Here is a 24162-nt window from a genome sequence, read left to right on the forward strand (position 1 = left end):
AGGGCATCGAGGCCACCCGCATGCTCGTGCGCATGATCGAGGGCGCCGGCGAGGTGCCGCGGCGCACCGAGGCCGACACCCGTCTGGTCGTGCGCTCCACGACCGCTCCCCCGCGCTCCGCGTGAATGACGCGGACCCCGGATGCCAGGCGGTGGCATCCGGGGTCCGCGTCGTCGGTGCGGGTCAGTCGCTCTGGCGGGCCGCCCGTCGACGCGCGACGACACCGAGTCCGAGCAGCGCGAGAGCCGCGAGCACTCCGGCACCCATCCACCCCGTGTCGGATCCCGTGACGGGGAGCGCCCCGCCCCGGCCGTCGCCCTCGCCCTGGTCGGTGCCACCGCCCGAACCAGAACCCGAACCGTCGTCGCCCGCGGCGGCTCCGACCTGGAACGGAACCGTGACGTCGGTCCCGCTCGGCTCCGCGACCAGCTGCAGAGCGATCGCGCCCGTCGCGTCGGCCGGGACCCCGAGGCTCACCGCGGCTGAACCGTCCGCGACCGGGAACGCGGTCGGCTGAGCTCCGGCCTGCGCGCTCCACGACGCCGACACCGAGGTGTTCGCCGGAGCGCCGAGCGAGGTGAGGTCGAGGTCCGAGACGATCACGGTGATGTCGTCTCCGGCGGCGACGTCCGCGGGTGCCCCGACGAGCTGGACCGCACGGGCGGTGAAGTCCGGTACGAGACCCGGGTGCGCCTGCAGGTAGGCGATCCACCCGTCTCGGTCGATCAGGCCCGAGTCGCGCGTGTCCGCCCCCTCGCCCAGAGCGTCGAAGGCGTCGCCGCCCTGGAGGAGGAAGCTGAACGAGCCGACACGGTACGACGCCGCGGGGTCGACGGCGGCACCGTCGATCCAGATGCCGGTGATGCGCTGCCCCGGTCCCCGAGACGCGTCGTAGGTGACGCGCACGTTGTCCGAGAGACCCAGCGCCAGATCCCGGTCGCGGCCGGCCGTGTCGCCCCACTGCTGCTCGAGAGCGACCCGCAGCTGCTCACCGGTCAGCGTGGTGGTCCAGAGATTGTTCACGAACGGCAGCACCGCGTTGGCCTCGGCCAGCGTGATGACGCCGTCGTCGCCGAAGAGCAGGTCGGCACGCAGACCACCGGCGTTCACCACCGCGATCTCGGCTCCCCCGCGAGCGGGGTCGGCGAGGGTCTCGCGCAGCGCGTCGGCGACGAGGCCACCCAGGGCGGACTGCTTCGACCGGTCGTCGCGCTGACCCCCGGTGTAGACGCCGTCGACGTACGACCCGCCGCGGAAGGCGGTGGTGATGTCGGCCGTCACCGATCCGACCGGCTGGGCGCCGACGCGATCGGCTTCGGCGCGCGCGAGCGTCACGATCCGGTCGACCTCGGCGACGCGCGGGTAGGTCGCGATCAGCTCGGCATCCAACGCGGCACTGTTCTCCGCGGTCTCGTCCGGCTTGTCCGGAACCGTCTCCGCCGCGAGGCGGGCGACGTTGCGCGCGGAGGAGGCGAGCACATCCCCGCTCTCACGATCGACCGTCAGCACGATCTCGCCGATGTTCTCGCCGTAGCTCCCGGTCTGGACGATCGGGCGCGTGCCCTCCTCGCCGGGGATCGGTGCATTCCACGCGTACTTCTGGTGGGTGTGACCGGTGAAGATCGCGTCCACCGCGGCATCCGTCTCGTTCACGATCTTCGCGAACGCACCGCCCGCCGCGACGGCCTCCTCGAGGGTCTCGCCCGTCGCATCCCCCTCCGCCGCACCCTCGTGGTACTGGGCGACGATCACGTCGACCTGGTCTTCGATCTCGCCGACGACCCGGTTCACCTCGGCGACGGGCTCGCGGAACTCGATGCCCTCGATTCCGCCGGGCGAGACGAGCTGCGCCGTCTCCTGCGTCACGGCGCCGATGACACCCACGCGCAGCCCGTCGACCTCGAAGACCGCGTATTCGTCGAGCAGCGGCTGCCCGTCCTTGTACACGTTGGCCGCCAGGTACGGGAAGTCGGCCGCATCCGACACGCGGCCGGTCAGGTCGTCCGCGCCCTTGTCGAACTCGTGGTTGCCCGTGGCGGATGCCGCGAGCTCGAGCGCGTTCAGGACCTCGATGGTCGGCTCGTCGTCGAAGTACGCCGACGCGAACAACGAGGCGCCGATGTTGTCGCCGTTGGAGAGGAAGAGCGTGCCGTCCTCGCCGGCTTCCGCCCGCAGCTGCTCGATGGTGCCCGCGAACTTCACCGTGTTCGCGTCGATACGACCGTGGAAGTCGTTGATGCCGAGCAGGGTGAGATCGGTCGTCTGCGCGCCGAGGGCGAGCCCGACGACCACCGGGTCGTGATCACTCGAACGGTAGGGAGACTCGTCGTAGAAGTTCAGCACGTTGTAGTTGTAGCGGCTGTACTCGAGGGCGAGGGCCTCGACGGCGTTGATGTTCCAGATGTCGACGCCCGTCACCAGCTCTCGCGCCGAGGGCGAGGCGAGCACGTGGTCGAGTGAACCCGACTGCCCGCTGAACGAGTACGAGTATTTGCCCGTGCCCCCCTCGAGCGGCTCGAAGCCGAAGGAGCGCAGCGTCTGGATCGGGTCCTCCTGCGTGTAGGCGTTGAAGTCGCCGAGCAGGAAGACGTCATCCGTTCCCACCGCGGCCGACCGCTCCTCCGCGAAGGCACCGAGGGCCTGCGCCTGACGCACGCGGTCGCCGTTGAAGGCGCCCTGGATGCCGTTGGCGTTATCGCCCGTCGCCGCGGGGCGGCTGTCGCCCTTGGACTTGAAGTGGTTCACGATCGCGAGGATCTTGGCATCCGCGTCGTCGACGGGGGCGAACGCCTGAGCGAGAGGCTGCCGGGCGTTCGCGAACGCCGGGTCGTCCAGGATGACGCTGTCGCCGACCGGGGCCACGACGGCCTTCTTGTAGATGAACGCGGTGCGGATGACGTCTTCCGACGCCGGAAGGTCCGCCGGCGAGGGCACGAAGGTCCAGGCGTCCGACCCGAGCGCGTCGTTCAGGGCGTCGACGAGGGTCGAGAGGGCGTCGTCGCGGTCCTTGCCGAAGACGGCCGAGTTCTCGATCTCCTCGAGCGAGACGACGTCGGCGCCGAGGCCGTTCACGGCGGCGACGATCTTGGCCTGCTGACGTTCGAGGTTCGCCGCGTCCGCCGCGCCGCGGGGACCGGGGGCGGGGCAGGTGTCCGCCGTGATCGGGTTGCCGTCGCGGTCGTCGTAGGTCGAGGTGCACCCGACGCTCTCCGCCGTGGTGGTGAAGTAGTTGAGCACGTTGAAGCTCGAGATCTTCACCGAGCCGCCGACCGCCTCCGGGGCGGTCGTGCGGGTGTTCGCGAAGGTCGCGGGCTGCACGGTGTCGGCGTTGTCGACGGTCAGCTGCTGCGTCGGCTGGAATTTCCAGGCGTTGTTGCGGTAGTCCAGGATCACCGGTCGCGTGAAGGTGACGGGGGCGCCGACGCGGACCGGGTCGGTGAGCGAGACGTACGGAAGCGGCACGTCCTGCGCCGTCCGGAGGAAGTCCAGCGATGCCCCGTCGTCGAGCACGACCGCCCGGGCCTTGTTGTCGGCGACGGCCGCGACGTACTCCGGGGTGTCGGGACGCGCGACGTCGGTGGGCGTGCGCAGCGGCGTCGTACCGGCGGCGAGCCCGACCTCGGCGTACTGGTTGGTGGAGTAGGTGTTCGTGACGGTGAAGTCGCCCTGCGGTGCGAGGAGCATGCCCTCGAAACGCTCGCGCTCCTCGTCGGTCTTGGGCCACGCGATCTCCGCGGGCGCGACGTCGTCGGCGGGCTCGGTGAGGATGCGCACGCTCGCCGCGTCCGTGGTGAGCTGCGTCTGTCCGTAGTACTCGCCCGCGGTCCCGGTCACCTCGACATGGTCGCCGAGGGAGACGGATGCCGCGGCGGCGGTGCCGTAGACGAAGATCGCGTCCGAGGCGGTGTGGGCGGCCTGGTCGATGGCGCCCCCGGTTCCCTCCGTCTGCAGGAAGAAGCCGTTGTATCCGCCGGTGGGGTAGGCGGCGGTCACGACGCCGCGGGTGGTGACGACGGTGCCGGCGAGGGGCGTGGTCGCTCCGGTCCCCTGGATGTCGCGGATGGGCGTGACCTCACCGGGGACGGGCGTGGTCGGCTCGGGCGATGGCTCCTCGGTCGGCTGCGGCTCGGGGGCTGCTCCCCCGGATCCCTGCGGCGTCACCGTAGCGGTGTTGGCGAAGTCGACGGAGTTGTCGTCGGTGTCGACGAAGTCGGTGCGCACGAGCGCATTCGGCGTGCCGTTCGGGCCGTCGACGACGGCGGGGGCCGTTTCGAAGCTGACGCCGGCGCCGTACCCGAGGAAGTCGACCACGCGGTCGTCGTCGACCGACCCGGCGGGCAGGGCGAGCGGCTCCGCGACGTTCGCGAGGAAGAGCTGGCCGGTCGTCCCCGACGGGTTCAGCCCCGTACTGGTGGCGTCGGCGGCCGGCAGCGGTGCTCCGACGTCGCCGTTGCCGTTGCCGGGGAGCGCGATGAGGTAGTAGCCGCCCGCGGAGATGGATCCGCTCAGGGCCTGCGTGTTCGCACCGGTGGGGGCGTCGACGCTGGCGGCGGACCGGTACTGCAGCGACCAGCCGCTCAGGTCCTGCGCGGTGTCGCCGGCGTTGTACAGCTCGACGAACTTCTGCGCATAAGGGGCTCCGGCGCTCCCGCCCTTGAGGTAGGCCTCGTTGATCACCACCCTCGCACCGTCGGCCGCGAAGGCGGGCAGGGGGACGAGGGCGGAACCGAGCAGAGCGGCACCGAGGGCGGCGCTGAGAGCGGTCGTGAAGCGGCGTGCGGGCACGCCGGATGCAGCGATGGGCATGGGTCTCCAGGTACCGACGCACGAACGAACGTGTGAACGAGAACGACGTCGGATGGGGGGATCGACGGGGGGTGTTCTCAACGACCGTAAACGATGCCCATACGGTTTTCCCAGACTCTTTTCGTTTCGATCCGGTGAACTCCGGTTCCCCGACCACCGGAACCCCGTCTCATCCGTGCACGGTGGAGCCTGTCACGCCGCTCGTGCACGGAAGGTGCGCACCCGATCAGGACGCGGAAACGACAGGACCCCGGATGCCGATCGGCATCCGGGGTCCTGTCTGTCGCGAAAGCGACGGTGTGTCTGAAATTACTTCAGGGTCACCGTGGCGCCGGCGCCCTCGAGGGCCTCCTTGGCCTTCTCGGCGGTCTCCTTGTTCGCGCCCTCGAGCACGGCCTTGGGAGCACCGTCGACGACGGCCTTGGCCTCGCCGAGGCCGAGCGAGGTGAGCTCGCGGACGACCTTGATGACCTGGATCTTCTTGTCGCCGGCGGCCTCGAGGACGACGTCGAACGAGTCCTTCTCCTCGACCTCTTCGGCGGGGGCGGCGCCACCGGCGGCGGGGCCGGCCACGGCCACGGGGGCGGCGGCGGTGACGTCGAAGGTCTCCTCGAACGCCTTGACGAACTCGGACAGCTCGATGAGCGTGAGCTCCTTGAACGCGTCGAGCAGCTCTTCGGTGCTGAGCTTAGCCATGTTGTATCTCCTTGATCGGGTTAATCAGCCGGGCCGGGTCAGGCCGCGGTGTCCTGCTTCTCGCGCAGCGCGTCGACCGTGCGAACGGCCTTCGACGGAAGCGCCTGGAAGACGTATGCCGCCTTGGTCATCGTCGCCTTCATCGCGCCGGCGAGCTTCGCCAGCAGGACTTCACGGCTTTCGAGATCGGCGAGCTTGTTGACCTCAGCAGCGGTCAGGGGGGCGCCATCGAAGTAGCCGCCCTTCACCACGAGCTGAGGGTTAGCCTTGGCGAAGGCACGCAGGCTCTTCGCGACGGCGACGGGGTCGCCGTGCACGAACGCGATGGCAGACGGGCCCTTGAGCTCGTCGTCCAGTCCCGTGACCCCCGCGTTGGACGCGGCGATCTTGGTCAGCGTGTTCTTCACCACGGCGTAATCCGCGTCCTGACGGATGTCGTTGCGCAGCTGCTTGAGCTGGGCAACCGTCAGACCGCGGTACTCGGTCAGCAGAACGGCGGTCGAGTTCTCGAAGTTCTTCGTGAGCTCGGCGACCGATGCATCCTTCTGCGCCATGGCCACTCCTTGTGTGTACGAGGCGCTCCGCGGAGGCGGGGCGCCGGCCGAAGACACCGGGGTCCAGACAAAAAAGAAGAGCTCCGGCGCAGGCGCACGGAGCTCGAGAGGAGTTTCGTTACCTGCGTAGGTCCCCTGCTTCTCAGCAGACGCTTCGATCGGAATGCGAGCACTCCGATGACCGACGGTCTTTGGCTTGACCCCTACTGTACCCGATCCCTCCCCGCCCCGCGAATCCACCCGCCCCAGCCCCCCCCACGCGCCCCGCTGCCCGGCCGCCTGCCGACCCACCGAAACACTCCGCTTTCCCCGAGATGACCCGCGATTCACGCGAAAGTCGCGTCATCTCGGCGTTGTCGCGTCATTTCGCGGCTTCGCTCACGCCCGCCCAGCGCGCCGGGGCGGAACTCAGCGGGGAGGGTGCACGCCGAACGCGGCGAGGCGCGCGGCGAGCACCTCGGGGGTGCGGATGTCGCCGAATCCGCTCCGGCACAGTCGCCACTGCGTCATCCCGCGGATCCAGTCCTCGCGGCGCTTCTCGTCGAGCACCACCGACTCGGCGGAGCGACCGCCGCGCAGAGCGGCATCTCGGTACTTCACCTCGCCATCGAACTCGAAGAAGGTCTTCACCTCGGCCAGCGCGATGTCGACGAAGAATTCCGTACCGCGCGGTCCTACGACGGGGACCTGAAGACTGATGTCGCGGAACCCGATGCGGTGCAACTGCAGCCGACTCACGCTCTCGCCGGGGAGTTCCGCGCGACCGTCGGCGAACTCGACGACCCACCGCGCCTGACGGATGCCGCGCCGACCGGCAGCGCGATCGATGCGCTCTCGCAGGCGCTGACGCCACCGCTCCTGCGCTCCGGCGTCGAAGCGTCGAGAAGACGTCACCTCCCGTCGCAAAGCCGCATCGGCGCACGCAACAGCCATCTCCAGGGGCGCGGTTCGCGCGACGTCGAAGACGGTGCGATCGAGACTCGTGCACGAGATGCCGTCGATCACCACGACGTCCGTCGCCGGCAGCGCGTCGAGGTGACGGCGAAGGCCGGGGCGGCTGGATCCTCCACTCTCGCCTGCCAGCGTCACCTCGACCTCGCGGGCGCGGAAGCGGTACTGCGGGAGTCCGTGGACCACCGCCGCCGACAGGTGCGAGACGACCGCAGACCCTCCGCGTGCGGACCACATGGCCGCATCGACGGCGACCCGATGCCGCTCAGCGGGACGCCGCCCGAGATACGCCACGCGATCGACGTAGACACCCGACTGAAGACGCAGCCAGCGACCTTCTCGTGATGCCGACGCAAGCTCGCGGGCGGTGACCCCGCGTAAGAGAAGATGCTCGCGGGTGTACATCGCGACTCCGTTGCTCCACCTCAGTTGCCCCGACCGCACGCAGCGATCCTCGGCCACTCGTTTGCGGCCCCGCTCCCCCGCCGCTCCCGTCCGTGGACAGCTCCCCTCGCATGCCGCCTGTGGAGGACACGTCACCTCCCCCGCTTCTCACCGATCGACATGGCCCCCCGTCCGCCGAGATGACCCTGGATTGCGGCAAAATCCGCGTCATCTCGCGCTATGCCGGTCGTCTCGCCGCCCGCTGCGCCGCGTCGCCACCGCCCGCCGCATCACCGCGGCGCCGCCGCAGCCCGGCCACCGCGACCGCCCGCCCTACGACACCCGCGGCTCGGGCAGCAGTGCCTGCGTCATCCGCACGATGCGCGACGGGGTGCGCGCGCCGAGCCAGACCGTGCACACCGCATCGTCGCCGCACGCCCACTCGGCGCACCAGGCGTGGATGGCCTGCGCCAGACGCTCGCCGCGCGGGCGCAGCTCCCCCTCGAGCGAGCGGTCGAGCCAGCTCACGCGCCCCTCCCCCGCGTCGATGACGCCGACCTGCTCCGAGCCGCACACCTCGACCACCACGGTGACGTGAGCGGCGGGCGAGAGGGCGGCGGCGATCCGGCGCATCTCGGGGATGTTCTGCGCGTCTCCGCCGAGCAGCACCGCACCCCCGAGGTCGCTCCAGAGGCCGCCGTCGGGACGTCGCAGCGTCTCGGGCTTCGCGTTCATGCGATCAACTTAGGTCACCCTTACCTTGCAGGCAAGACCCGGATGCCGACGCGCCGGGGCTCGCATGCACTCCACGGCCGCGCGGGGTTAGGGTCGAACGCATGTCCCCCGAGCTCGTCGCCTCCCGGAGCGCCGACCTCGACGCCCGGATCGTCGCCGACTCGCGCGATCGGGTCTCGTGGATCCGAGCCCGCTCCCGCGGCATCACCGCCACCGACGTCGCGGCCCTCACGAGCGCCAACGCGATCTCGCGAGCGGCGGATGCCAAGCTCATGGGCTCGAGCTTCTCGGGCAACGCCTTCACGGCGCACGGCCGCCGCCGCGAACCCGAGATCGCCGCCTGGGTGGCCGCGACGCACGGCATCCGCCCCTCCTCGGCGCTCTATCACGCGGTCGTCGAGAAGCGGCATCTCGCGACCCCCGACGGCGTGGTCGTCGACGGCGAAGGACGCGTGATCCTCGCCGAGATCAAGACCACGAACAAGGCGTGGCGCTCGATCCCCAAGACCTACATGCGCCAGATCTGGTGGCAGCAGCACGTGCTCGGCGCCGAGCGCACGCTCGTGGCCTGGGAGCAGCATGACGGCTTCGTACCCCTGCACGATGAGCCGCGCTGCCAGTGGATCGAGCGCGACGAGCGCGAGATCGCCAAGCTCGTGGGCCTGGCCACCTCGCTCATCGACGAGCTGTACCGCCGCACCATGCAGGCGCGCCAACCGCGCCCCGAACCCGTGCGACCGGAACCCACGGACAGGTACCGCGCCCTCGCGCTCCTCGATTAATAGTTGACGCAAGTCAAGCAATAGGCGTATCGTTGACATCAGTCAACTAATCGCGCCATCGTCGTCGCGGCATCCGTCCCCCTTTCCGTGGAGCTCCGCATGACAGCCACTTCCTCGGACGCGCCCGCACAGCGGCGCGTCCTGCCGGCCCTGATCGGCCTGCTGCTCGGCACCTTCGTGTCGATGCTCGCCTCGACCGTCGTCTCGACGTCGCTGCCCGTCATCGTGCACGACCTGTCGGGAGACCAGAACGCCTACACCTGGGTCATCACCGCAACCCTGCTCACCACCGCGATCTCGACCCCCGTCTGGGGCAAGCTCGCCGACCTGTTCAACCGCAAGGTGCTGATCCAGGTCGCGATCGCGATCTTCGTGCTCGCCACCGCGGCCGCCGGCTTCTCGCAGAACACCGAGATGCTCATCGCCTTCCGCGCGGTCCAGGGCCTCGGCGCCGGCGGTCTCGCCGCCCTCAGCCAGGTGATCATGGCCGACATCATCAGCCCGCGCGAACGCGGCCGGTACATGGGCCTCTTCGGCGCCGTGATGGCCGTCGCCACCGTCGGCGGTCCGCTTCTCGGCGGCGTCATCACCGACGCCTTCGGATGGCGCTGGAACTTCTTCGTCGCCCTCCCCTTCGCCGTCGCCGCTCTGCTCATCCAGCAGCGCACGCTGCACCTCCCGGCGCGCGCCAAGCGGAAGGTGAAGATCGACTACGTCGGCATCGTGCTGCTGTCCACCGCCGTCTCACTGCTGCTGATCTGGGTCACCAATGCGGGGAACTCCTTCGAGTGGGCCAGCACAGAGACGATGCTCATTGTCGGCGGCGCCGTCGTCGCCGCGATCCTCTTCGTGGTCGTCGAGCTGCGCTCCTCCGAGCCCCTCGTGCCGCTCACCCTCTTCCGTGACGCCACCTTCACCCTGGCCACCATCGCCTCCATCGCGACGGGCCTGGCGATGTTCGGCACCTCGGTCTTCCTCAGCCAGTACATGCAGATGGCCCGCGGCGCCACCCCGACCGAGGCCGGCGTCATGACGATCCCCATGATCGGCGGGTTGCTGGTGTCCTCCATCGTGGTCGGTGCGCTCATCTCCCGCTTCGGGCACTGGAAGCCGTTCCTCATCGCCGGTGGCGTGCTGCTGATCGCGGGTTCGTTCCTGCTGTCGACCATCCACTACGACACCAACTTCGCCCTCGTCTCGCTGTACATGGCGCTGCTCGGGGCCGGCGTCGGCATGACGATGCAGAACCTCGTGCTGGTCGTGCAGAACACCGCCAACCCCACCCAGATGGGCGCTGCGAGTTCGGGCGTGACGTTCTTCCGCAGCCTCGGCGGCACGATCGGCGTCTCGGTGATGGGTGCGGCGCTGGCGAGCATGGCCACGAGCCTGTTCACCGACCGCGCCGACGACCTGAAGGCCGCGATCATGGGACTGGGCGCGAACGGCGCGTCGGTCGCCCAGTCGCTGCAGTCGGGGACGATCCCCCAGGTGTCCACCCTGCCCGAGAGCGTGCGCGTGATCGTCGAGGACATCTATGCCCAGTCGATCGCCCACTCGTTCCTCATCGCGGTGCCCGTCGCCGTGGTCAGCCTCATCGCCATCCTGTTCCTGCCGAACCGTCCGCTCACCCGCATGACGACCACGGAGCGGGTCGCCGCAAGCGAAGCCGACTTCGCCACCGTGTCGGTCCCCGAGGGCATGGCGACCCTCGCCGCGACCGGAACCGTGCCGACCCAGGATGCCGCGTCCTCGCGCCGCGCGCGGCGAGACGCCGGGATGGGAGAGGATGTCTGACGTGATGAGCGACGTGGACGATGACCGCCGAGAGGCCGTGCAGGCCCTGGAATCGTCGTTCTCGGAGCTCATGACCGTGTTCCGCCGCTTCGTCTCCGAGGCGGCGGAACGGGTCAGCCCCGGGATGCTGCCGGCCACGTTCAAGGCGCTGTCGGTGGTGAGCCGCTTCGGCCCACTGACGCTGTCCGCCCTGGCGGAGCGCCTCGCGGCCGACAAGGGCTTCCTCAGCCGCTCGATCACCGAGCTCGAGGAGCTCGGGCTCGTCACCCGCACGCCCGACCCGAACGACCGGCGCTCGCGCCTCATCGCGGTGACCGAGCTCGGGCACAGCCGTCTCGCCGACGCGCGGGCTCCCCATGAGAGCCGTCTGTTCGAGGCCATCGCGGACTGGTCGATCGGCGACATCCGCCACCTCTCGACGCTGCTGCACGCCCTCGCCGTCGGCGAGGTCCCCGCGCGGGACTGATCGCCCCGCGACCGGCCAGGAGCGCGACCGCGGGAGACCCGCGGCTTCGCGACACGGTGACCGAGGTGTAACACCGTCGAGACAATGGCGCGCTTGACTGTGGTGACCGCGGCGGAGCCGCTGCGGACACCGCCGCACGCGAGAGAGAGCGCCCGATGAGATTCAGATCGACGCGTCCCGAGGCCGCCCTCCAGCCCGTTCCCCCGGTGCCCGAGACGATGGATGCCGTCGTCCTCGACGAGCCGGGATCGGCGCAGACCCTGCGCGTCGATCAGGTCGCCGTGCCCACGCCCGTCTTGAGCGAGGTGCTGATCCGTGTGGTCGCGGCCGGGGTGAACCCGATCGATGCGAAGACCCGAGCCGGGCGAGGGATGTCGTCGGCGATCTCGTCGTGGCCGGCCGTGCTCGGTTTCGACGTGAGCGGGGTCGTCGTGCGCACGCCCTTCGATGCCCACCCGTTCCCCGTCGGGACCGAGGTCTACGGGATGGCGGCGGTGCCGCGCACCCCGGGCACCTACGCGGAGTACGTCGTCGTCCCCACGCTCTCGCTCGCCCGCAAGCCCGTGTCCCTCTCCCACGTCGAGGCCGCGGGCGTGCCGCTCGCCGCCCTCACCGCCTGGGGGCTGGTCGTCGAGACCGCGCTCGCGCACCAGGGCCAGCGCATCCTCATCCATGCCGGCAGCGGGGGCGTGGGGCACTTCGCCGTGCAGTTCGCCGCCTACTTCGGCGCCCATGTCATCGCCACCGGGTCGCCGCGCAACCTCCCCTGGCTGCGGGAGCTGGGGGCGGCGGAGGTGGTCGACTACACCTCGACCCGTTTCGAGGACGTCGTCGACACCGTCGACGTGGTCATCGACCTGATCGGGAACGTGTCGGACGACACCGGAACCCGATCGCTCGAGGTGCTGCGTCCCGGCGGGCTGCTGATCGAGGTGCCGACCGGCGCGTGGCCCGAGTTCCGTGAAGCGGCGGCGGCGCGCGGCATCCGTTCCACCGACTTCAAGACCATCCCCGACGGGGGTGCTCTCGCCACGATCGGCCGACTGCTCGATTCCGGAGCCGTCCGCGTCTACATCGAGCGCGTGTTCGACCTCGCCGAGGCGGGCGAGGCGCACGAGACGGTCGAGCGCGGCCACACGCGGGGCAAGGTCGTGCTGCGCGTCAGCGACGACTGAGTCAGGGGCTCGCGAGACGGCGGCGGCCCTCCGCCACGATCTCGTCGGCGACGAGGTCGAGCAGCGACGAGGTCAGGTTCCACTGCTGCCAGAACAGCGGCACGTCGATCGCGTCGGCGGCGAGGCGCACGAGGGAGCCGTCCTCCAGCCCTGCGGCGGACTGGAACCCCGGCAGCAGTCCCCACCCCAGCCCGAGCTCGATGGCGGTCGCGAAATCCTGCGACGCCGGAACGCGGTGCCGCGGCGGGTCTGCGGCGGCCACGCCCCGCCGCGCGAGCCACTGCGTCTGCAGATCGTCGCGGCGGTCGAAGTCGACCAGCGGTGCCTGTGCCAAGGCGTCGGCGTCCGCACCTCGCGGGAACCAGCGCGCGGCGAACGCGGTCGTCGCCACGGGTTCGTAGCGCAGGATGCCGAGGGGGCGCACGCGGCAGCCCGCCACCGGCGCCTCGCGCGACGTCACGGCCGCCATGACCGTGCCCGATTCGAGCAGCCCCGCGGTGAAGTCCTGATCGTCGCGATGCAGGTCGAACACGACCGCGTGCTGCGCCGCGACGCGGGCCAGGGGCGGGAGGAACCACGTCGCGAGCGAGTCCGCGTTGACCGCGAGCGGCAGGGAGGCGGTGGCTCCGTCGTCGGCCCCGATCGCGGCGAGGGCGTCGTGTTCGAGCAGGGCCAGCTGGCGCGCCAGCCGCACGATCGCGTCGCCCGCTTCCGTCGTGCGGACGGGCTTGGATCGCACGAGCACGACCCGTCCCACGCGGTCTTCGAGCGCCCGCACGCGCTGACTCACGGCGGACGGGGTGATGTGCAGACGACGGGCGGCGGCATCCAAGGTGCCCTCCTCGACGACGACGGCCAGCGTCCGGGCAAGATCGAGCGGAATCGACATGAAGAGATGCTAATGCTCGTCCAGAATCCTGAGCTGGTCTTGTCAGTTCACCGGGCCTAGCGTCGGAACGTGCTCACCTCCCTCCTCGCCGGCCTCGGTCTCGGCTTCTCGCTCATCGTCGCCATCGGAGCGCAGAACCTCTTCGTGCTGCGCCAGGGCGTGCGGCGGGAGCACCTGCCGGCGGTGGTCGCCGTGTGCGCCGCTTCCGACGCCGTGCTGATCCTGCTGGGCGTGTCGGGCATCGGCCTCGTGCTGCAGGCGGTGTCCTGGCTGCTCGCCGTCGTGCGATGGGCGGGCGCGGCCTTCCTGCTCGGATACGCCGTGCTCGCCGCGCACCGAGCGCTGCGCCCGAGCGGGGAGACGCTGCGCGTCGACACCGCGGCATCCCCGGCGATCCCGGATGCCGGCGGCACAGCGCTGCGGACGCGGACGACCCTCACAGCGACGCTGCTGACGTGCCTCGCGCTCACATGGCTCAACCCCCACGTCTACCTGGACACCGTGTTCCTGCTCGGCTCGGTCGCTTCCACGCACGGGGACGGCCGCTGGGCGTTCGCCGCCGGCGCGTGCCTGGCGAGCCTCGCGTGGTTCACCGCGCTGGGATTCGGTGCGCGCTACCTCGGCCGCTGGCTCGACACCCCGCGGGCCTGGCGGATCCTCGACGCGCTGATCGCGGTGGTCATGATCGCCATCGCGATCTCGCTCGTGCTGACGCACTGACCGGTGGCGGCGCCGCCGCGGGGTCGATGCGCGGCATCCCGGGCTTCACGACCGGGCGATCCTCGGTCTCGGAGCGCGTACGCGCGTTCGGGGCGGGTACGCGCCCTGAAGCCGGAGCGGCGCCTCGGACCTCCCGCATCCCCACCTCCGACGCGAGGACAATGGGGGGATGCGAACAGTGACCATCACCGTGACCGGCCTCGTCCAGGGTGTCGGCTTCCGCTACGCCCTGCGCGCCGAGGCGGAGCGGCTCGGGACGCGCGGATGGGTGCGCAATCGCCGTGACGGCGCGGTCGAGGCGCTCGTCGCGGGCGACCCCGACGCGGTCGAGGGTGTCATCGCGTGGGCGCACGACGGCCCGCCCTCCGCCCGGGTCGCCGATGTCGACGTGCTCGAGACCGGCGGCGCGGATGAGATCCCCGCCGCGTTCGAGATCCGCGACACCGTCTAGGCGGGGAGCCCTGCCCGCAGCTCGGCGAGGACGTCACGGGCGTCCCCGCCGCTCAGTCGGGAGCCCTGCCCGCAGCTCAGCGAGCACGTCACGGGCCTCCCCGCCGCTCAGTCGGGGAGCCCTGCCCGCAGCTCAGCGAGCACGTCACGGGCGTCGTCGAAGCGGCTGAGGGCCGCGGCCTGACCGGCCCACAACGACACCAGTTCCGCATCGCCGGACGCGGTCGCCGCCGCCCGGAAGACCCCCGTGAGCCAGTTCTGCGCCGGGAAGGGGGCGATCATGCCCGCCGTCTCGATCTCGCGCATCGCGCGGTTAGGGATCCCCCGCGCCAGGCGTCCGCTCATCGCCCGGGTCAGTCGCGTGTCGGTGTCGGCCGCCGTGGAGATCGCGGCGCGGTGACCGGCGGTCGCGGCGGATTGCCGCGTGCGCAGGAAGCTCGTCCCGACCTGCACGCCCTCGGCGCCGAGGGCGAACGCGGCCGCGACGCCGCGGCGATCGGCGATCCCGCCGGCCGCGATGACCGGGACCGACACGGCATCGACGACCTGGGGCACGAGGGCGAAGGTCCCCACGAGGGACTCCGACGGGTCTGCGAGGAACGAGACCCGGTGCCCTCCCGCCTCGGCGCCCGTCGCCACGATCGCCGCGACCCCCGCCTCCTCGAGCGCGCGGGCCTCCGCGACGGAGGTGGCCGTGCCGATCACGACGATGCCCCGCTCGCGGGCACGGTCGAGGGTGTTCGCATCCGGCACCCCGAAGACCACGCTCACGACATCCGGCCGCGCGTCGAGGACCGCGTCGATCTGCGCGTCGATCGGCGGGAGGAAGGAGTCGGGCGGGGTGGGCACGGCTACTCCCGCCGCGTCGAACAGGGGCCGGGCGGCATCCAGGAAGGGCTGCACGTCCACGTCGAGCGGAGTCACCTCGTCGCCCCGTGGCATCCACAGGTTCACCGCGACGGGTCGCGCGGTCGCTGCGCGCAGTGCCGAGACCGTCTCCCGGATGCGGGCGGGCGGGTAGCCGTAGAGCCCGAACGAACCGAGGCCTCCCCCGTCGCTCACCGCCGCCGTCAGCTCGACCGACGAGAGTCCCCCGAAGGGACCGAGGACGATCGGCACGTCGATGCCGAGCAGGCGCTGCAGGCGGTTCATCCTCTCAGCGTGCCATGCCTCATGATCACGCGCAGCGGACGGATGCCGCCGGCTCAGGCGGGGTCGGGCCCGTCGAGCGGCCGGAGCAGACGGTCGAGGAACCGCCGCGTGCGCTCCTTCTCCGGCCGCGTGAAGAGCGTCGCGGGCGCCCCGCGCTCCACGATGACGCCGTCGTCGAAGAACAGCACCTCGTCGGCCACCTCGCGGGCGAAGCCCAGCTCGTGCGTGACGATCACCATCGTCCACCCCTCGTTCGCGAGCTCCCGCAGCACCGTGAGCACCTCGCCGACCAGCTCGGGGTCGAGGGCGCTGGTGGGCTCGTCGAACAGCAGCAGGTCGGGCTGCAGCGCGAGCGCGCGGACGATCCCGACGCGCTGCTGCTGGCCGCCCGACAGCTCCGCGGGGTACGCGTCGCGCTTCTCGGCGAGGCCGACGCGCGCGAGCAGGCGCTCGGCGTTCGCGACGGCCTCCGCCTTCGGCACCCCGTGCGCCTGCACGGGGCCCTCGATGACGTTCTGGATGACGGTCAGGTGAGGGAAGAGGTTGTGGTGCTGGAAGACCATCGCCGAGCGGTCGCGAAGCGCGGCCCGGTCGCTTTTCGCCACCTTCCGGGCGAAGTCGACCGACGGCCCGCCGTCGAACGCCACGACACCGGCATCGGGGGTCTCGAGGCCGTTGAGGCAGCGCAGCACGGTCGTCTTGCCGGAGCCGGACGGGCCGATCAGCACGAGGACGTCGCCGCGGCGCACCTCGAGGTCGACGCCGTCGAGCACGCGGTTCGCGCCGAAGCTCTTCTGCAGTCCCGTCGCACTCAACAGCGGGGTGTCAGTGGGCGACATGGCGGTCCAACCTCTTCTCGAGGGCGTTCTGCCCGAACGACAGCACGAGGCAGAACAGCCAGTAGATGAGCGCCGCCTCGAGGTAGACGGCCATGAATTCGTACGAGAACGCCGCGATGTTCTGCGCCTGACGGAACAGCTCCGTGACGAGGACCAGGGATGCCAGCGAGCTGTCCTTCACGAGCGAGATGAAGGTGTTCGACAGCGGCGGCACCGACACGCGGGCGGCCTGCGGCAGGATGATGCGCGTCAGCGTCTTGCGCGGCGACAGCCCGACGGTGTGAGCAGCCTCCCACTGCCCGCGCGGCACGGAGAGGATCGCGGCGCGGATCACCTCGGCCGCGTAGCCGCCGACGTTCAGCGAGAACGCGATCACGGCGGCCGGGAACGGATCGATTACCACGCCGACCGCGGGCAGACCGTAGAAGATCACGAACAGCTGCACCAGCAACGGCGTGCCGCGGATGATCGAGATGTAGAAGCGGGCCACACCCGACAACACGACGTTCGGCGACAGGCGCAGCAGGGCCATCAGGAGCGCGATTACGAGACCGATCGCGAAGGAGGCCAACGACAGCGGGATCGTGCCCGTGATCCCGGCCAGCAGCATCGGCCAGAACGAGTCGAGCAGCAACGTCCACAGGTCGTTCATGAGCCTCCTTCTTCTCTCGGACCCGCGTCGCACGCGGGAACGGATCATCCGCTTCTCACGCTAGAGGGTGAGAAGCGGATGATCCGCGGGGTTTACAGCGCGCGCACGCGCCGTGCGCTCACTGGGTGACGTCGGCGCCGAAGTACTTCTCGCTGATCTGCGTCAGCGTGCCGTCGGCGCGCAGCTCCTCGAGCGCCGTGTCGACGGCCTCCGCGAGCGCGTCCTGGCCCTTCTTGAAGGCGAACGCGCTCTCCGAGGTGTCCTCGGTCTCGGCCGCGATCTTCAGGCCCGTCGGGCTGTTCGTCTTCTCGTAGTCGAGGTAGGTGAGCTGGTCGTTGACCGTGGCATCCACGCGGCCCTGCTTGAGGAGGGCGACCGCCTGGGCCCAGCCTTCGACGGCCTCGACCTGGGCGCCGCTGGAGGTGGCGAGCTCGTACCAGTTGCTCGTGAGCGACTGCGCGGTGGTCTTCCCCGACAGGTCGGCGAAGCTCGAGATGGCGTTGTCGTCCTCGGTGGTCACCACGACGCCGCGCGAGACGGTGTAGGGCGCGCTGAAGGTGTACTTCTCCTGACGCTCCGGGTTGATCGTCACCTGGTTCGCGATGACGTCGAAACGTCCGGCATCCAGGCCCGCGAAGATGGCATCCCACTGGGTCTCCTGGAACTTCACCTGGAGGCCGAGCTTGTCGGCGACGGCCGTGGCGATCTCGACGTCGAAGCCGGTGAGCTCCCCCGCCCCCTCGTGGTACGAGAAGGGACGGTAGGTGCCCTCGGTGGCGACGGTCAGCGTGCCGCCCGAGACGAGGTCGTACTCGGAGCCCGCGTCGGACGACGCGCTCGAGGTGGCTCCCCCGCTGCAGGCGGTCAGCGCGAGGGCGCTCAGGCCCAGGGTGGCGGCGAGGACGGTCAGACGACGACGGGGCATAGCTGTTCCAGACATGTGTGGTGTGGGAATGACGTTCGTGTGGCGCGGTGCAGGACGGCCGCGACCCTCCAGCACAACACGTCGAGGCGCGAACCTCTTCCCGGATGACGCCGTGTTGCACGTCCGTGCACGGCGCGCACGCAGAAGCCCCGCCGGCACGGGGCGCGGCGGGGCTTCTGTGAGACGAACGTCAGACGATGGCGTTGACGTCCAGCGGGATGCCGGGACCGAAGGTGGTCGAGACGGCGCCCTTCTGGATGTAACGGCCCTTCGAGCTGGACGGCTTAAGGCGGACGATCTCCTCGAGGGCGGCCTTCAGGTTCTCGTCGAGCTGCTCGGCCGAGAACGACGCCTTGCCCACCACGAAGTGGATGTTGGCGTGCTTGTCGACGCGGAACTCGATCTTTCCGCCCTTGATCTCCTCGACGGCCTTGGCCGGGTTGGGGGTCACGGTGCCGGTCTTGGGGTTCGGCATGAGGCCGCGGGGTCCGAGGACCTTACCGAGGCGACCGACCTGGCCCATGAGCTCGGGCGTGGCGACGGCCGCGTCGAACGCGGTGTAACCGCCGGCGACCTTCTCGATGAGCTCGGTGCCACCGACCTCGTCGGCGCCGGCGGCGAGGGCCGCCTCGGCCGCGGGGCCGTTGGCGAAGACGATGACGCGCGCGGTCTTACCCGTGCCGTGGGGCAGGATGACCGTGCCGCGGACCATCTGGTCGGCCTTACGGGGGTCGACCGAGAGCTTCAGCGCGACCTCGACGGTCGAGTCGAACTTCTTCGAGCCGGTCTCCTTCGCGAGGGCGACGGCCTCGGTCGGGGTGTAGAACGTGTCGGCCGCGATCTTCTCAGCAGCGGCGCGGAATGCCTTGGACTTGGTAGCCATTGTTATCTCCCTCAGTCCTCGACCGTGATGCCCATGGAACGGGCGGTGCCGGCGATGATCTTCGAGGCGGCCTCGATGTCGTTCGCGTTCAGGTCGGGCTGCTTCGTGGTGGCGATCTCGCGGACCTGGTCCTTGGTGAGCTTGCCCACCTTGACCGTGTGGGGCGTCGACGAGCCCTTCGCGAGGCCGGCGGCCTTCTTGATGAGCTCTGCTGCCGGGGGCGTCTTCAGGATGAACGTGAAGCTGCGGTCCTCGTAGACGGTGATCTCGACGGGGATGACGTTGCCGCGCTGGGCCTCGGTCGCCGCGTTGTACGCCTTGCAGAACTCCATGATGTTGACGCCGTGCTGACCGAGCGCCGGACCGATCGGCGGCGCGGGGTTGGCCGCGCCCGCCTTGATCTGGAGCTTGATCAGGCCGGTCACCTTTTTCTTGGGTGCCATATCCTTTTCCTCTCTCGAGCGGGACCCTCGCGGTTCCCTCTCTCCCGCCCGCCCGGCGGTTCCGGGCAGCGGTCGTCGCACGCTGACGCACGCAACCTTGCCATTGTACGCGACGCCCGGCGTTTCGGCATCCCGCGGCGCCTGTCCTCCGTTCTGCGAGCCCGTGCGCGGGCCGCCGTGCCGGGCGCCGTCCGCGCTACCCCGGGTCCCACCCCACGAATAAACGCCATCCATGCGCGTAAACGGCGGGGCGCCGAGTTTCCACGTACGAATTGCGTTTGCGCCGCGGTTGACGGTTATCCACAGGCGCCCGACGAGTACGGCCGGCGGGTGGGACCCTCGGCGCATGGACGCCACGAACGCCGCGCTCCGCATCTGCCCCGCGCCGCTCTTCGCCTCCGCCGAGGAGCAGTCGGTCGTCTCTGCCGTGCACCCCTCGCGAGACCGCACGCTCATCCGGGTGAGGGCGGGGGTCTACACGCCGCGAAGCGCGTGGGAGGCCCTTCTCCCGTGGGATCGCTACCTGCTCCGGGTCCATGCTTACCGGCTCATCCGCCCCGATGCCGTCTTCTCACACGAGTCAGCGGCGACTCTCTCCGGCCTACCCACCTTCGGGCACCCTCGCAAGATTCATATCTTCGATGGGCGGAGAACCCGGTCCCTCAGCTACGGCGACGTCACCGTGCACACCAGCGCGGATGGTCGCCGGATTCACGAGGATGCCGGCATGCGGATCACGAGCGTCGGCGACACCGTCTTGGACCTGCTGAGGGTCTTACCGCCAGCCTTCGGACTTGCCGTCGTCGACGCCGCGATGCGGGATGCCCACCTGGATCGAGACGACCTCTGGGATCTCGCCGGACGTCAGCGCAACGCGCACGGACGCCGTCGGGTGGAATGGGCGCTTCGGCGCGGAACGGGACTCGCCGAGTCGGTGGGTGAGTCCGTGAGTCGCGCCGTCATCGAATGGTGCGGCTACCCCACCCCGGAACTGCAGGTCGAACACCTGATAGAGGGTCGGACATTCCGCTCCGACTTCTGCTGGCCCGAGGAGCGCATCATCGGTGAATCCGACGGCTGGCTGAAGTACAGCGCCACGGATCCGTCCGCCGCGGCCGAGGCCTTGCGCGCGGAGAAGCGCCGCGAAGACGCGCTCCGCCGCGCTGGGTGGACGGTCGCTCGGTGGGACTACAAAGGAGCGATCGGCGTGGACGGCCTCCGAGCTGCGCTGTCGGCGGCCGGCCTCTCGCCGGCGCACCGTGGCGCGCTCGCTGCACTCCGAACCGCTGGCCGGAACCCCCGCTCCACATAGAGACGCCGCATAAACGGCATTCATGTGCGGAAACGCGCCGACGACGTGTTTCCGCACACGAACGGCGTTTATGCGTGAGGTTTCGCCCGTCGCGACGCCGGCGAACGCCCCGCCGGACGGAGCACGGCGCGGCGCCGCGGCCGCGGGCGCGACGCAGGCGCGGGCGCGGCGCCACGCAGGCGCGCGCGCGGCGCGGCGCGGGCGCCGGAACGGCGAACGCCCCGCCGGACGGAACCGGGCGGGGCGTTCGCGAGACGCGCAGGGCGCGCGTCAGACCATCTTGGTGACCTGGTCGAACGACAGCTCGACGGGGGTCTCGCGCTCGAAGAGGGAGACGAGCACGGTGAGCTTGCCGCTCTCGGGCTTGATCTCGCTGATCGTTCCGGGCAGACCCGCGAACGAGCCCTCCTTGATCGTGATCGTCTCTCCGGCCTCGAAGTCGACCTCGGCGGGGATGACGCGCTGGGCGGTCGGGGCGCCCTTGGCGGCACCGGCCTTGGCCGGAGCGGACTCCTTGACCTCGACAAGGCTCTTCAGCATGTTGAAGGCCTCCTCGAAGCGCAGCGGCGTCGGGTTGTGGGCGTTGCCCACGAAGCCGGTGACACCGGGGGTGTGACGCACGACCGACCAGGTGTCTTCGTTGAGGTCCATGCGCACCAGCACGTAGCCGGGGATGCGCACGCGGTTGACCATCTTGCGCTGGCCGTTCTTGATCTCGACGACGTCCTCCATCGGGACCTCGACCTGGTAGATGTCGTCCTCGACCTCGAGCGTCGACTTGCGCTGCTCGATGTTGGCCTTCACCTTGCGCTCGAAGCCCGCGTACGAGTGGATGACGTACCACTTGCCCGGGAGCATGCGCAGCTCGGTGCGGAACGCCTCGTACGGGTCGACGTCCTCGTCATCGGCGGCGTCCAGGTCTTCCGGCGCCTCGGCGGCGTCGGCCGGCGACTCCTCCGCCTCGACCTCGTCGACGACGGATGCCGCGGCGGAGACCTCGTCGACGAAGTCCTCGTCGAGGACGGGAGCGTCGGGCTCGCCATTGACGTCGGGGCCGTCGTACGGCGCGACCTCGTCGGCGGCTTCGGCGGCCTCTTCGGCCTGCTCTTCCGCGAGGGAGTCGGTCAGCACCTCGGCGGCGGCCTCGGCCTCACTGGTCTCGTCGATCTCGAGAGCGTCGTTCACGATCGCGTCCGCCTCCGGGTCGGTGATGTCGATGTCGCCCAGGTCGGCATCGTCGGTGTCGGTCTCGTCGTCGACGATGTGGACGGCGGTGTGCTCGGCGGAGTCGGAGGCGCGCTCCTGGGACGCGAGCACGTTGCCCTCCTGGGCTTCGTCGTCCTCGCTCGACTGCTCGGCGGCCGTCGCCCAATCGGCGTCGTCGACATATCTTTCAGACACTGTGATCTCTTCCGTTCAGTGGCGGCCGCTCTCGGCGCCGCGCGTCCGCCCAGACGCCGGTCAGGCGCCGGCGGTACCGGGGACGCCGAAGACGGCGGTGGTGATCCACACGAACAACACGTCGAGGCCGTAGACGATCGCCATCATGACGACGACGAACCCGAGGACGACGGCGGTGAACTTGAACAGTTCCTGCCGCGTCGGAGTGACGACCTTGCGGAGTTCCGCGAAGACCTGACGAATGAAGAGAGCGATCCGCGCGAAGAAGTTGAGCTTCTTCTCGCGGGGCGCGCCGCGGTCTGCGACGACCTCGCCCTTCGCCTCGTCTTGCGTCATCGAACCACCCAGGTCTCTGTCTGTGCCAGCGTGCGCTGTGCGCAGGGCGGACAGGAATCGAACCTGCAACCTGCGGTTTTGGAGACCGCTGCTCTGCCAATTGAGCTACCGCCCTAAGATCCCGAAGGATCCAGGATGCGAAACCGGCGCGCTTCCGCCTGGTATCTCTCGGGGAGGGATGCCGCGTACCCGAGGGCACGGCGAAAGATTGCAGATTTCGACTGCACTCCCCAGTCTATGTCATGTCCCCCGGTGAGGCGAACCGGGCCGGTGCCGGCGGGGCGGAGTCGTCCTGCGGTCCGCCCTGGCCCGCGACGCCCGTCGCCCCGGTTCCCCGACTCCGCCCCCGCTGTCGAACGCCCGGAAACGCGGAATCCCCCGGACCCCGTCGAGCGGGTCCGGGGGATTCGCGAGCGGCCGGATCAGACCGTGCGGATCAGCTTCTTGTTCACGAACTCGTCGGCCGCGAGCAGGCCCATCTCGCGCGAGGTGCCGCTGCGCTTGACACCGCCGAACGGCAGCTCGGGAGAGTCGGCCAGCACGACGTTGATGTAGACCATCCCGGCCTCGATCTTGTCGGCGATGCGCTCGGCCTGCGCGGCATCCGTCGTGAAGACGTAGGAGCCGAGACCGTACCCGGTGTCGTTGGCCAGGGTGACCGCCTCGTCCTCGCTCGAGACGCGGTAGACGACACCGACGGGGCCGAAGAACTCCTCGCCGTACGCGTCCATGTCCTTCGTGACGCCCGTGAGGACGGTGCCGGGGTAGAAGGCGCCGTCGCGCGTGCCGCCCACCTCGACGGTGGCACCCTGCGCCACCGCGCGCTGCACCTGCTCGTCGAGGCGTTCGGCCGCGGTGAGCGATGACAGCGGACCCAGCACCGTGTCGTCGGCGAACGGGTCGCCGACCTTGGCCTCACCCAGGGCGGCGGTGAACTTCGACACGAACCCGTCGTAGAGGTCGTCGGCGACGATGAAGCGCTTCGCGGCGTTGCACGACTGCCCGTTGTTGTCGAGGCGGGCGTCGACGGCGGCCTGGACGGCGGCATCGAGGTCATCGGTGGAGAGCAGGATGAAGGGGTCGGACCCGCCCAGCTCGAGTGCGACCTTCTTGAGGTTGCGGCCGGCGATCTCGGCGACGGCGGCGCCGGCGCGCTCCGATCCGGTCACCGAGACGCCCTGCACGCGGCGGTCGGCGATGATGGTCGCCGCCTGGTCGTTGGTCGCGCGGATGTTGACGTAGGCACCCTCGGGCAGACCCGCGTCGCGGTAGATCGCCTGCAGCGCCTCGGCGGACTCGGGGCACTGGGGAGCGTGCTTGAGCAGGATGGTGTTGCCCACCGCGAGGTTGGGCGCCGCGAACCGGGCCACCTGGTAGTACGGGAAGTTCCAGGGCATGATGCCCAGCAGCACGCCCAGCGGCGAGCGGCGGATGACCGCGGTGCCCTCGCCCAGGATGTCGAGCGGGGTGTCGCCGGTGATCTTGTCGATGTTGTCGGCGTAGTACTCGGTGATGTCGGCGGCGAAGTCGACCTCGCCCTCGGCGGCGGCCAGGGGCTTGCCCATCTCGCGCACGATGATCGCGGCGAGCTCGTCGCGGCGCTCGCGGTGGAGCTCCGCCACGCGGCGGATCGCAGCGGCGCGTTCGGCCGGAGCGGTGCGCGACCACACGCCGTACCCGTCGTGGGCGGAGGCGATGGCGGCCTCCACCGCGTCGTCGGTCAGGGTGTCGTACTCGGCGAGGGTCTCGCCGGTGGCGGGATTGACGACGGCGTAGTCGCTCATCGGGCTGCTCCTTTTGGTTTCGTTGTCAGATGG

General features: G+C 70.2%; 22 protein-coding genes and 1 tRNA gene. 7 read left to right on the forward strand and 16 right to left on the reverse strand.

Going from position 1 to position 24162, the window contains the following annotated elements; all coding sequences use genetic code 11:
* Nucleotides 1–183: 183 nt before the first annotated feature.
* The 5 genes from RWH45_RS11360 to RWH45_RS11380 all read right to left on the reverse strand — a co-directional run bounded on the left by RWH45_RS11360 (nt 184) and on the right by RWH45_RS11380 (nt 8126).
* Nucleotides 184–4806, reverse strand: a complete 4623-nt coding sequence (locus tag RWH45_RS11360) for an ExeM/NucH family extracellular endonuclease (protein ID WP_315995004.1) — start codon at nt 4804–4806, stop codon at nt 184–186.
* A 309-nt stretch (nt 4807–5115) separates the two neighbouring features.
* Complete coding sequence (rplL, locus tag RWH45_RS11365) at nt 5116–5502, reverse strand: 50S ribosomal protein L7/L12 (RefSeq protein ID WP_055956082.1); 387 nt, start codon at nt 5500–5502, stop codon at nt 5116–5118.
* A 38-nt stretch (nt 5503–5540) separates the two neighbouring features.
* Complete coding sequence (rplJ, locus tag RWH45_RS11370; RefSeq protein ID WP_058232707.1) at nt 5541–6056, reverse strand: 50S ribosomal protein L10; 516 nt, start codon at nt 6054–6056, stop codon at nt 5541–5543.
* A 408-nt stretch (nt 6057–6464) separates the two neighbouring features.
* A complete protein-coding gene (locus RWH45_RS11375; protein WP_315995005.1) occupies nt 6465–7244 on the reverse strand; it encodes a hypothetical protein in 780 nt (259 codons plus the stop codon).
* A gap of 480 nt (nt 7245–7724) precedes the next feature.
* Nucleotides 7725–8126, reverse strand: a complete 402-nt coding sequence (locus RWH45_RS11380) for an SIP domain-containing protein (RefSeq protein ID WP_315995006.1) — start codon at nt 8124–8126, stop codon at nt 7725–7727.
* Between the two features lie 101 nt (nt 8127–8227).
* Here RWH45_RS11380 and RWH45_RS11385 point away from each other — a divergent pair, with 101 nt between their 5' ends.
* The 4 genes from RWH45_RS11385 to RWH45_RS11400 all read left to right on the forward strand — a co-directional run bounded on the left by RWH45_RS11385 (nt 8228) and on the right by RWH45_RS11400 (nt 12343).
* A complete protein-coding gene (locus RWH45_RS11385) occupies nt 8228–8908 on the forward strand; it encodes a YqaJ viral recombinase family protein (RefSeq protein ID WP_315995007.1) in 681 nt (226 codons plus the stop codon).
* A 99-nt stretch (nt 8909–9007) separates the two neighbouring features.
* A complete protein-coding gene (locus tag RWH45_RS11390) occupies nt 9008–10702 on the forward strand; it encodes an MDR family MFS transporter (protein ID WP_315995008.1) in 1695 nt (564 codons plus the stop codon).
* A gap of 4 nt (nt 10703–10706) precedes the next feature.
* Nucleotides 10707–11168 carry a MarR family winged helix-turn-helix transcriptional regulator gene (locus RWH45_RS11395; protein WP_315995009.1) on the forward strand — a complete coding sequence of 154 codons (462 nt, stop codon included), beginning with the start codon at nt 10707–10709 and terminating at the stop codon, nt 11166–11168.
* 155 nt (nt 11169–11323) lie between these two features.
* The gene (locus RWH45_RS11400; protein WP_437127338.1) at nt 11324–12343 is read left to right on the forward strand and encodes an NADP-dependent oxidoreductase; all 1020 of its coding nucleotides are present in this window, start codon (nt 11324–11326) and stop codon (nt 12341–12343) included.
* 1 nt (nt 12344) lies between these two features.
* On the opposite strand, the gene RWH45_RS11405 is transcribed toward RWH45_RS11400, so the two are convergent.
* Nucleotides 12345–13232 (reverse strand): LysR family transcriptional regulator ArgP, encoded by an 888-nt coding sequence (locus RWH45_RS11405; protein ID WP_315995010.1) that lies wholly within the window; start codon nt 13230–13232, stop codon nt 12345–12347.
* A gap of 69 nt (nt 13233–13301) precedes the next feature.
* Between RWH45_RS11405 and RWH45_RS11410 the strand changes: the two genes are divergently transcribed.
* Both RWH45_RS11410 and RWH45_RS11415 read left to right on the forward strand, forming a co-directional pair.
* Nucleotides 13302–13952, forward strand: a complete 651-nt coding sequence (locus RWH45_RS11410; protein ID WP_315995011.1) for a LysE/ArgO family amino acid transporter — start codon at nt 13302–13304, stop codon at nt 13950–13952.
* Nucleotides 13953–14121: 169 nt separating this feature from the next.
* The gene (locus RWH45_RS11415) at nt 14122–14403 is read left to right on the forward strand and encodes an acylphosphatase (RefSeq protein WP_315995012.1); all 282 of its coding nucleotides are present in this window, start codon (nt 14122–14124) and stop codon (nt 14401–14403) included.
* A gap of 107 nt (nt 14404–14510) precedes the next feature.
* On the opposite strand, the gene RWH45_RS11420 is transcribed toward RWH45_RS11415, so the two are convergent.
* From RWH45_RS11420 to rplK, 6 genes are all read right to left on the reverse strand, one after another.
* The gene (locus RWH45_RS11420; RefSeq protein WP_315995013.1) at nt 14511–15554 is read right to left on the reverse strand and encodes an NAD(P)H-dependent flavin oxidoreductase; all 1044 of its coding nucleotides are present in this window, start codon (nt 15552–15554) and stop codon (nt 14511–14513) included.
* A gap of 53 nt (nt 15555–15607) precedes the next feature.
* Nucleotides 15608–16393, reverse strand: a complete 786-nt coding sequence (locus RWH45_RS11425; protein ID WP_315995014.1) for an amino acid ABC transporter ATP-binding protein — start codon at nt 16391–16393, stop codon at nt 15608–15610.
* Nucleotides 16380–17045 (reverse strand): amino acid ABC transporter permease, encoded by a 666-nt coding sequence (locus RWH45_RS11430; RefSeq protein ID WP_315995015.1) that lies wholly within the window; start codon nt 17043–17045, stop codon nt 16380–16382. The genes RWH45_RS11425 and RWH45_RS11430 overlap by 14 nt, the downstream gene beginning before the upstream one ends.
* A gap of 118 nt (nt 17046–17163) precedes the next feature.
* The gene (locus RWH45_RS11435; protein WP_315995016.1) at nt 17164–17970 is read right to left on the reverse strand and encodes an amino acid ABC transporter substrate-binding protein; all 807 of its coding nucleotides are present in this window, start codon (nt 17968–17970) and stop codon (nt 17164–17166) included.
* 190 nt (nt 17971–18160) lie between these two features.
* Nucleotides 18161–18853: a 50S ribosomal protein L1 gene (gene rplA, locus RWH45_RS11440; RefSeq protein ID WP_315995017.1), complete on the reverse strand. Its 693-nt coding sequence runs from the start codon at nt 18851–18853 to the stop codon at nt 18161–18163.
* An 11-nt stretch (nt 18854–18864) separates the two neighbouring features.
* Nucleotides 18865–19296: a 50S ribosomal protein L11 gene (gene rplK, locus RWH45_RS11445; RefSeq protein WP_013585556.1), complete on the reverse strand. Its 432-nt coding sequence runs from the start codon at nt 19294–19296 to the stop codon at nt 18865–18867.
* A gap of 346 nt (nt 19297–19642) precedes the next feature.
* Here rplK and RWH45_RS11450 point away from each other — a divergent pair, with 346 nt between their 5' ends.
* Nucleotides 19643–20608 carry a type IV toxin-antitoxin system AbiEi family antitoxin domain-containing protein gene (locus RWH45_RS11450; protein ID WP_315995018.1) on the forward strand — a complete coding sequence of 322 codons (966 nt, stop codon included), beginning with the start codon at nt 19643–19645 and terminating at the stop codon, nt 20606–20608.
* A 270-nt stretch (nt 20609–20878) separates the two neighbouring features.
* On the opposite strand, the gene nusG is transcribed toward RWH45_RS11450, so the two are convergent.
* From nusG to RWH45_RS11470, 4 genes are all read right to left on the reverse strand, one after another.
* Nucleotides 20879–22009: a transcription termination/antitermination protein NusG gene (gene nusG / locus RWH45_RS11455; RefSeq protein ID WP_315995019.1), complete on the reverse strand. Its 1131-nt coding sequence runs from the start codon at nt 22007–22009 to the stop codon at nt 20879–20881.
* 60 nt (nt 22010–22069) lie between these two features.
* A complete protein-coding gene (secE, locus tag RWH45_RS11460) occupies nt 22070–22345 on the reverse strand; it encodes a preprotein translocase subunit SecE (protein ID WP_076677209.1) in 276 nt (91 codons plus the stop codon).
* A gap of 42 nt (nt 22346–22387) precedes the next feature.
* Nucleotides 22388–22460, reverse strand: a tRNA-Trp gene (locus RWH45_RS11465).
* Nucleotides 22461–22767: 307 nt separating this feature from the next.
* On the reverse strand, nt 22768–24129 hold the full coding sequence (locus RWH45_RS11470) for an NAD-dependent succinate-semialdehyde dehydrogenase (protein WP_315995020.1): 1362 nt from the start codon (nt 24127–24129) through the stop codon (nt 22768–22770).
* Between the last annotated feature and the right edge of the window lie 33 nt (nt 24130–24162).

Source organism: Microbacterium galbum (assembly GCF_032464915.1).
In the GTDB taxonomy this organism is placed as follows: Bacteria; Actinomycetota; Actinomycetes; order Actinomycetales; family Microbacteriaceae; genus Microbacterium; species Microbacterium galbum.

Excerpts from the sequence above, each read along its gene's own strand:
- RWH45_RS11420 (WP_315995013.1), bottom strand. The coding sequence starts at position 15,554 with ATGAACCGCCTGCAGCGCCTGCTCGGCATCGACGTGCCGATCGTCCTC.
- RWH45_RS11430 (WP_315995015.1), bottom strand. The coding sequence starts at position 17,045 with ATGAACGACCTGTGGACGTTGCTGCTCGACTCGTTCTGGCCGATGCTG.
- RWH45_RS11435 (WP_315995016.1), bottom strand. The coding sequence starts at position 17,970 with ATGCCCCGTCGTCGTCTGACCGTCCTCGCCGCCACCCTGGGCCTGAGC.
- RWH45_RS11390 (WP_315995008.1), top strand. The coding sequence starts at position 9,008 with ATGACAGCCACTTCCTCGGACGCGCCCGCACAGCGGCGCGTCCTGCCG.
- RWH45_RS11425 (WP_315995014.1), bottom strand. The coding sequence starts at position 16,393 with ATGTCGCCCACTGACACCCCGCTGTTGAGTGCGACGGGACTGCAGAAG.
- RWH45_RS11450 (WP_315995018.1), top strand. The coding sequence starts at position 19,643 with ATGGACGCCACGAACGCCGCGCTCCGCATCTGCCCCGCGCCGCTCTTC.
- secE (WP_076677209.1), bottom strand. The coding sequence starts at position 22,345 with ATGACGCAAGACGAGGCGAAGGGCGAGGTCGTCGCAGACCGCGGCGCG.
- RWH45_RS11400 (WP_437127338.1), top strand. The coding sequence starts at position 11,324 with ATGAGATTCAGATCGACGCGTCCCGAGGCCGCCCTCCAGCCCGTTCCC.
- rplJ (WP_058232707.1), bottom strand. The coding sequence starts at position 6,056 with ATGGCGCAGAAGGATGCATCGGTCGCCGAGCTCACGAAGAACTTCGAG.
- rplL (WP_055956082.1), bottom strand. The coding sequence starts at position 5,502 with ATGGCTAAGCTCAGCACCGAAGAGCTGCTCGACGCGTTCAAGGAGCTC.
- RWH45_RS11470 (WP_315995020.1), bottom strand. The coding sequence starts at position 24,129 with ATGAGCGACTACGCCGTCGTCAATCCCGCCACCGGCGAGACCCTCGCC.
- RWH45_RS11395 (WP_315995009.1), top strand. The coding sequence starts at position 10,707 with ATGAGCGACGTGGACGATGACCGCCGAGAGGCCGTGCAGGCCCTGGAA.
- rplK (WP_013585556.1), bottom strand. The coding sequence starts at position 19,296 with ATGGCACCCAAGAAAAAGGTGACCGGCCTGATCAAGCTCCAGATCAAG.
- RWH45_RS11375 (WP_315995005.1), bottom strand. The coding sequence starts at position 7,244 with ATGTGGTCCGCACGCGGAGGGTCTGCGGTCGTCTCGCACCTGTCGGCG.
- RWH45_RS11405 (WP_315995010.1), bottom strand. The coding sequence starts at position 13,232 with ATGTCGATTCCGCTCGATCTTGCCCGGACGCTGGCCGTCGTCGTCGAG.
- RWH45_RS11380 (WP_315995006.1), bottom strand. The coding sequence starts at position 8,126 with ATGAACGCGAAGCCCGAGACGCTGCGACGTCCCGACGGCGGCCTCTGG.
- rplA (WP_315995017.1), bottom strand. The coding sequence starts at position 18,853 with ATGGCTACCAAGTCCAAGGCATTCCGCGCCGCTGCTGAGAAGATCGCG.
- RWH45_RS11385 (WP_315995007.1), top strand. The coding sequence starts at position 8,228 with ATGTCCCCCGAGCTCGTCGCCTCCCGGAGCGCCGACCTCGACGCCCGG.
- RWH45_RS11415 (WP_315995012.1), top strand. The coding sequence starts at position 14,122 with ATGCGAACAGTGACCATCACCGTGACCGGCCTCGTCCAGGGTGTCGGC.
- RWH45_RS11360 (WP_315995004.1), bottom strand. The coding sequence starts at position 4,806 with ATGCCCATCGCTGCATCCGGCGTGCCCGCACGCCGCTTCACGACCGCT.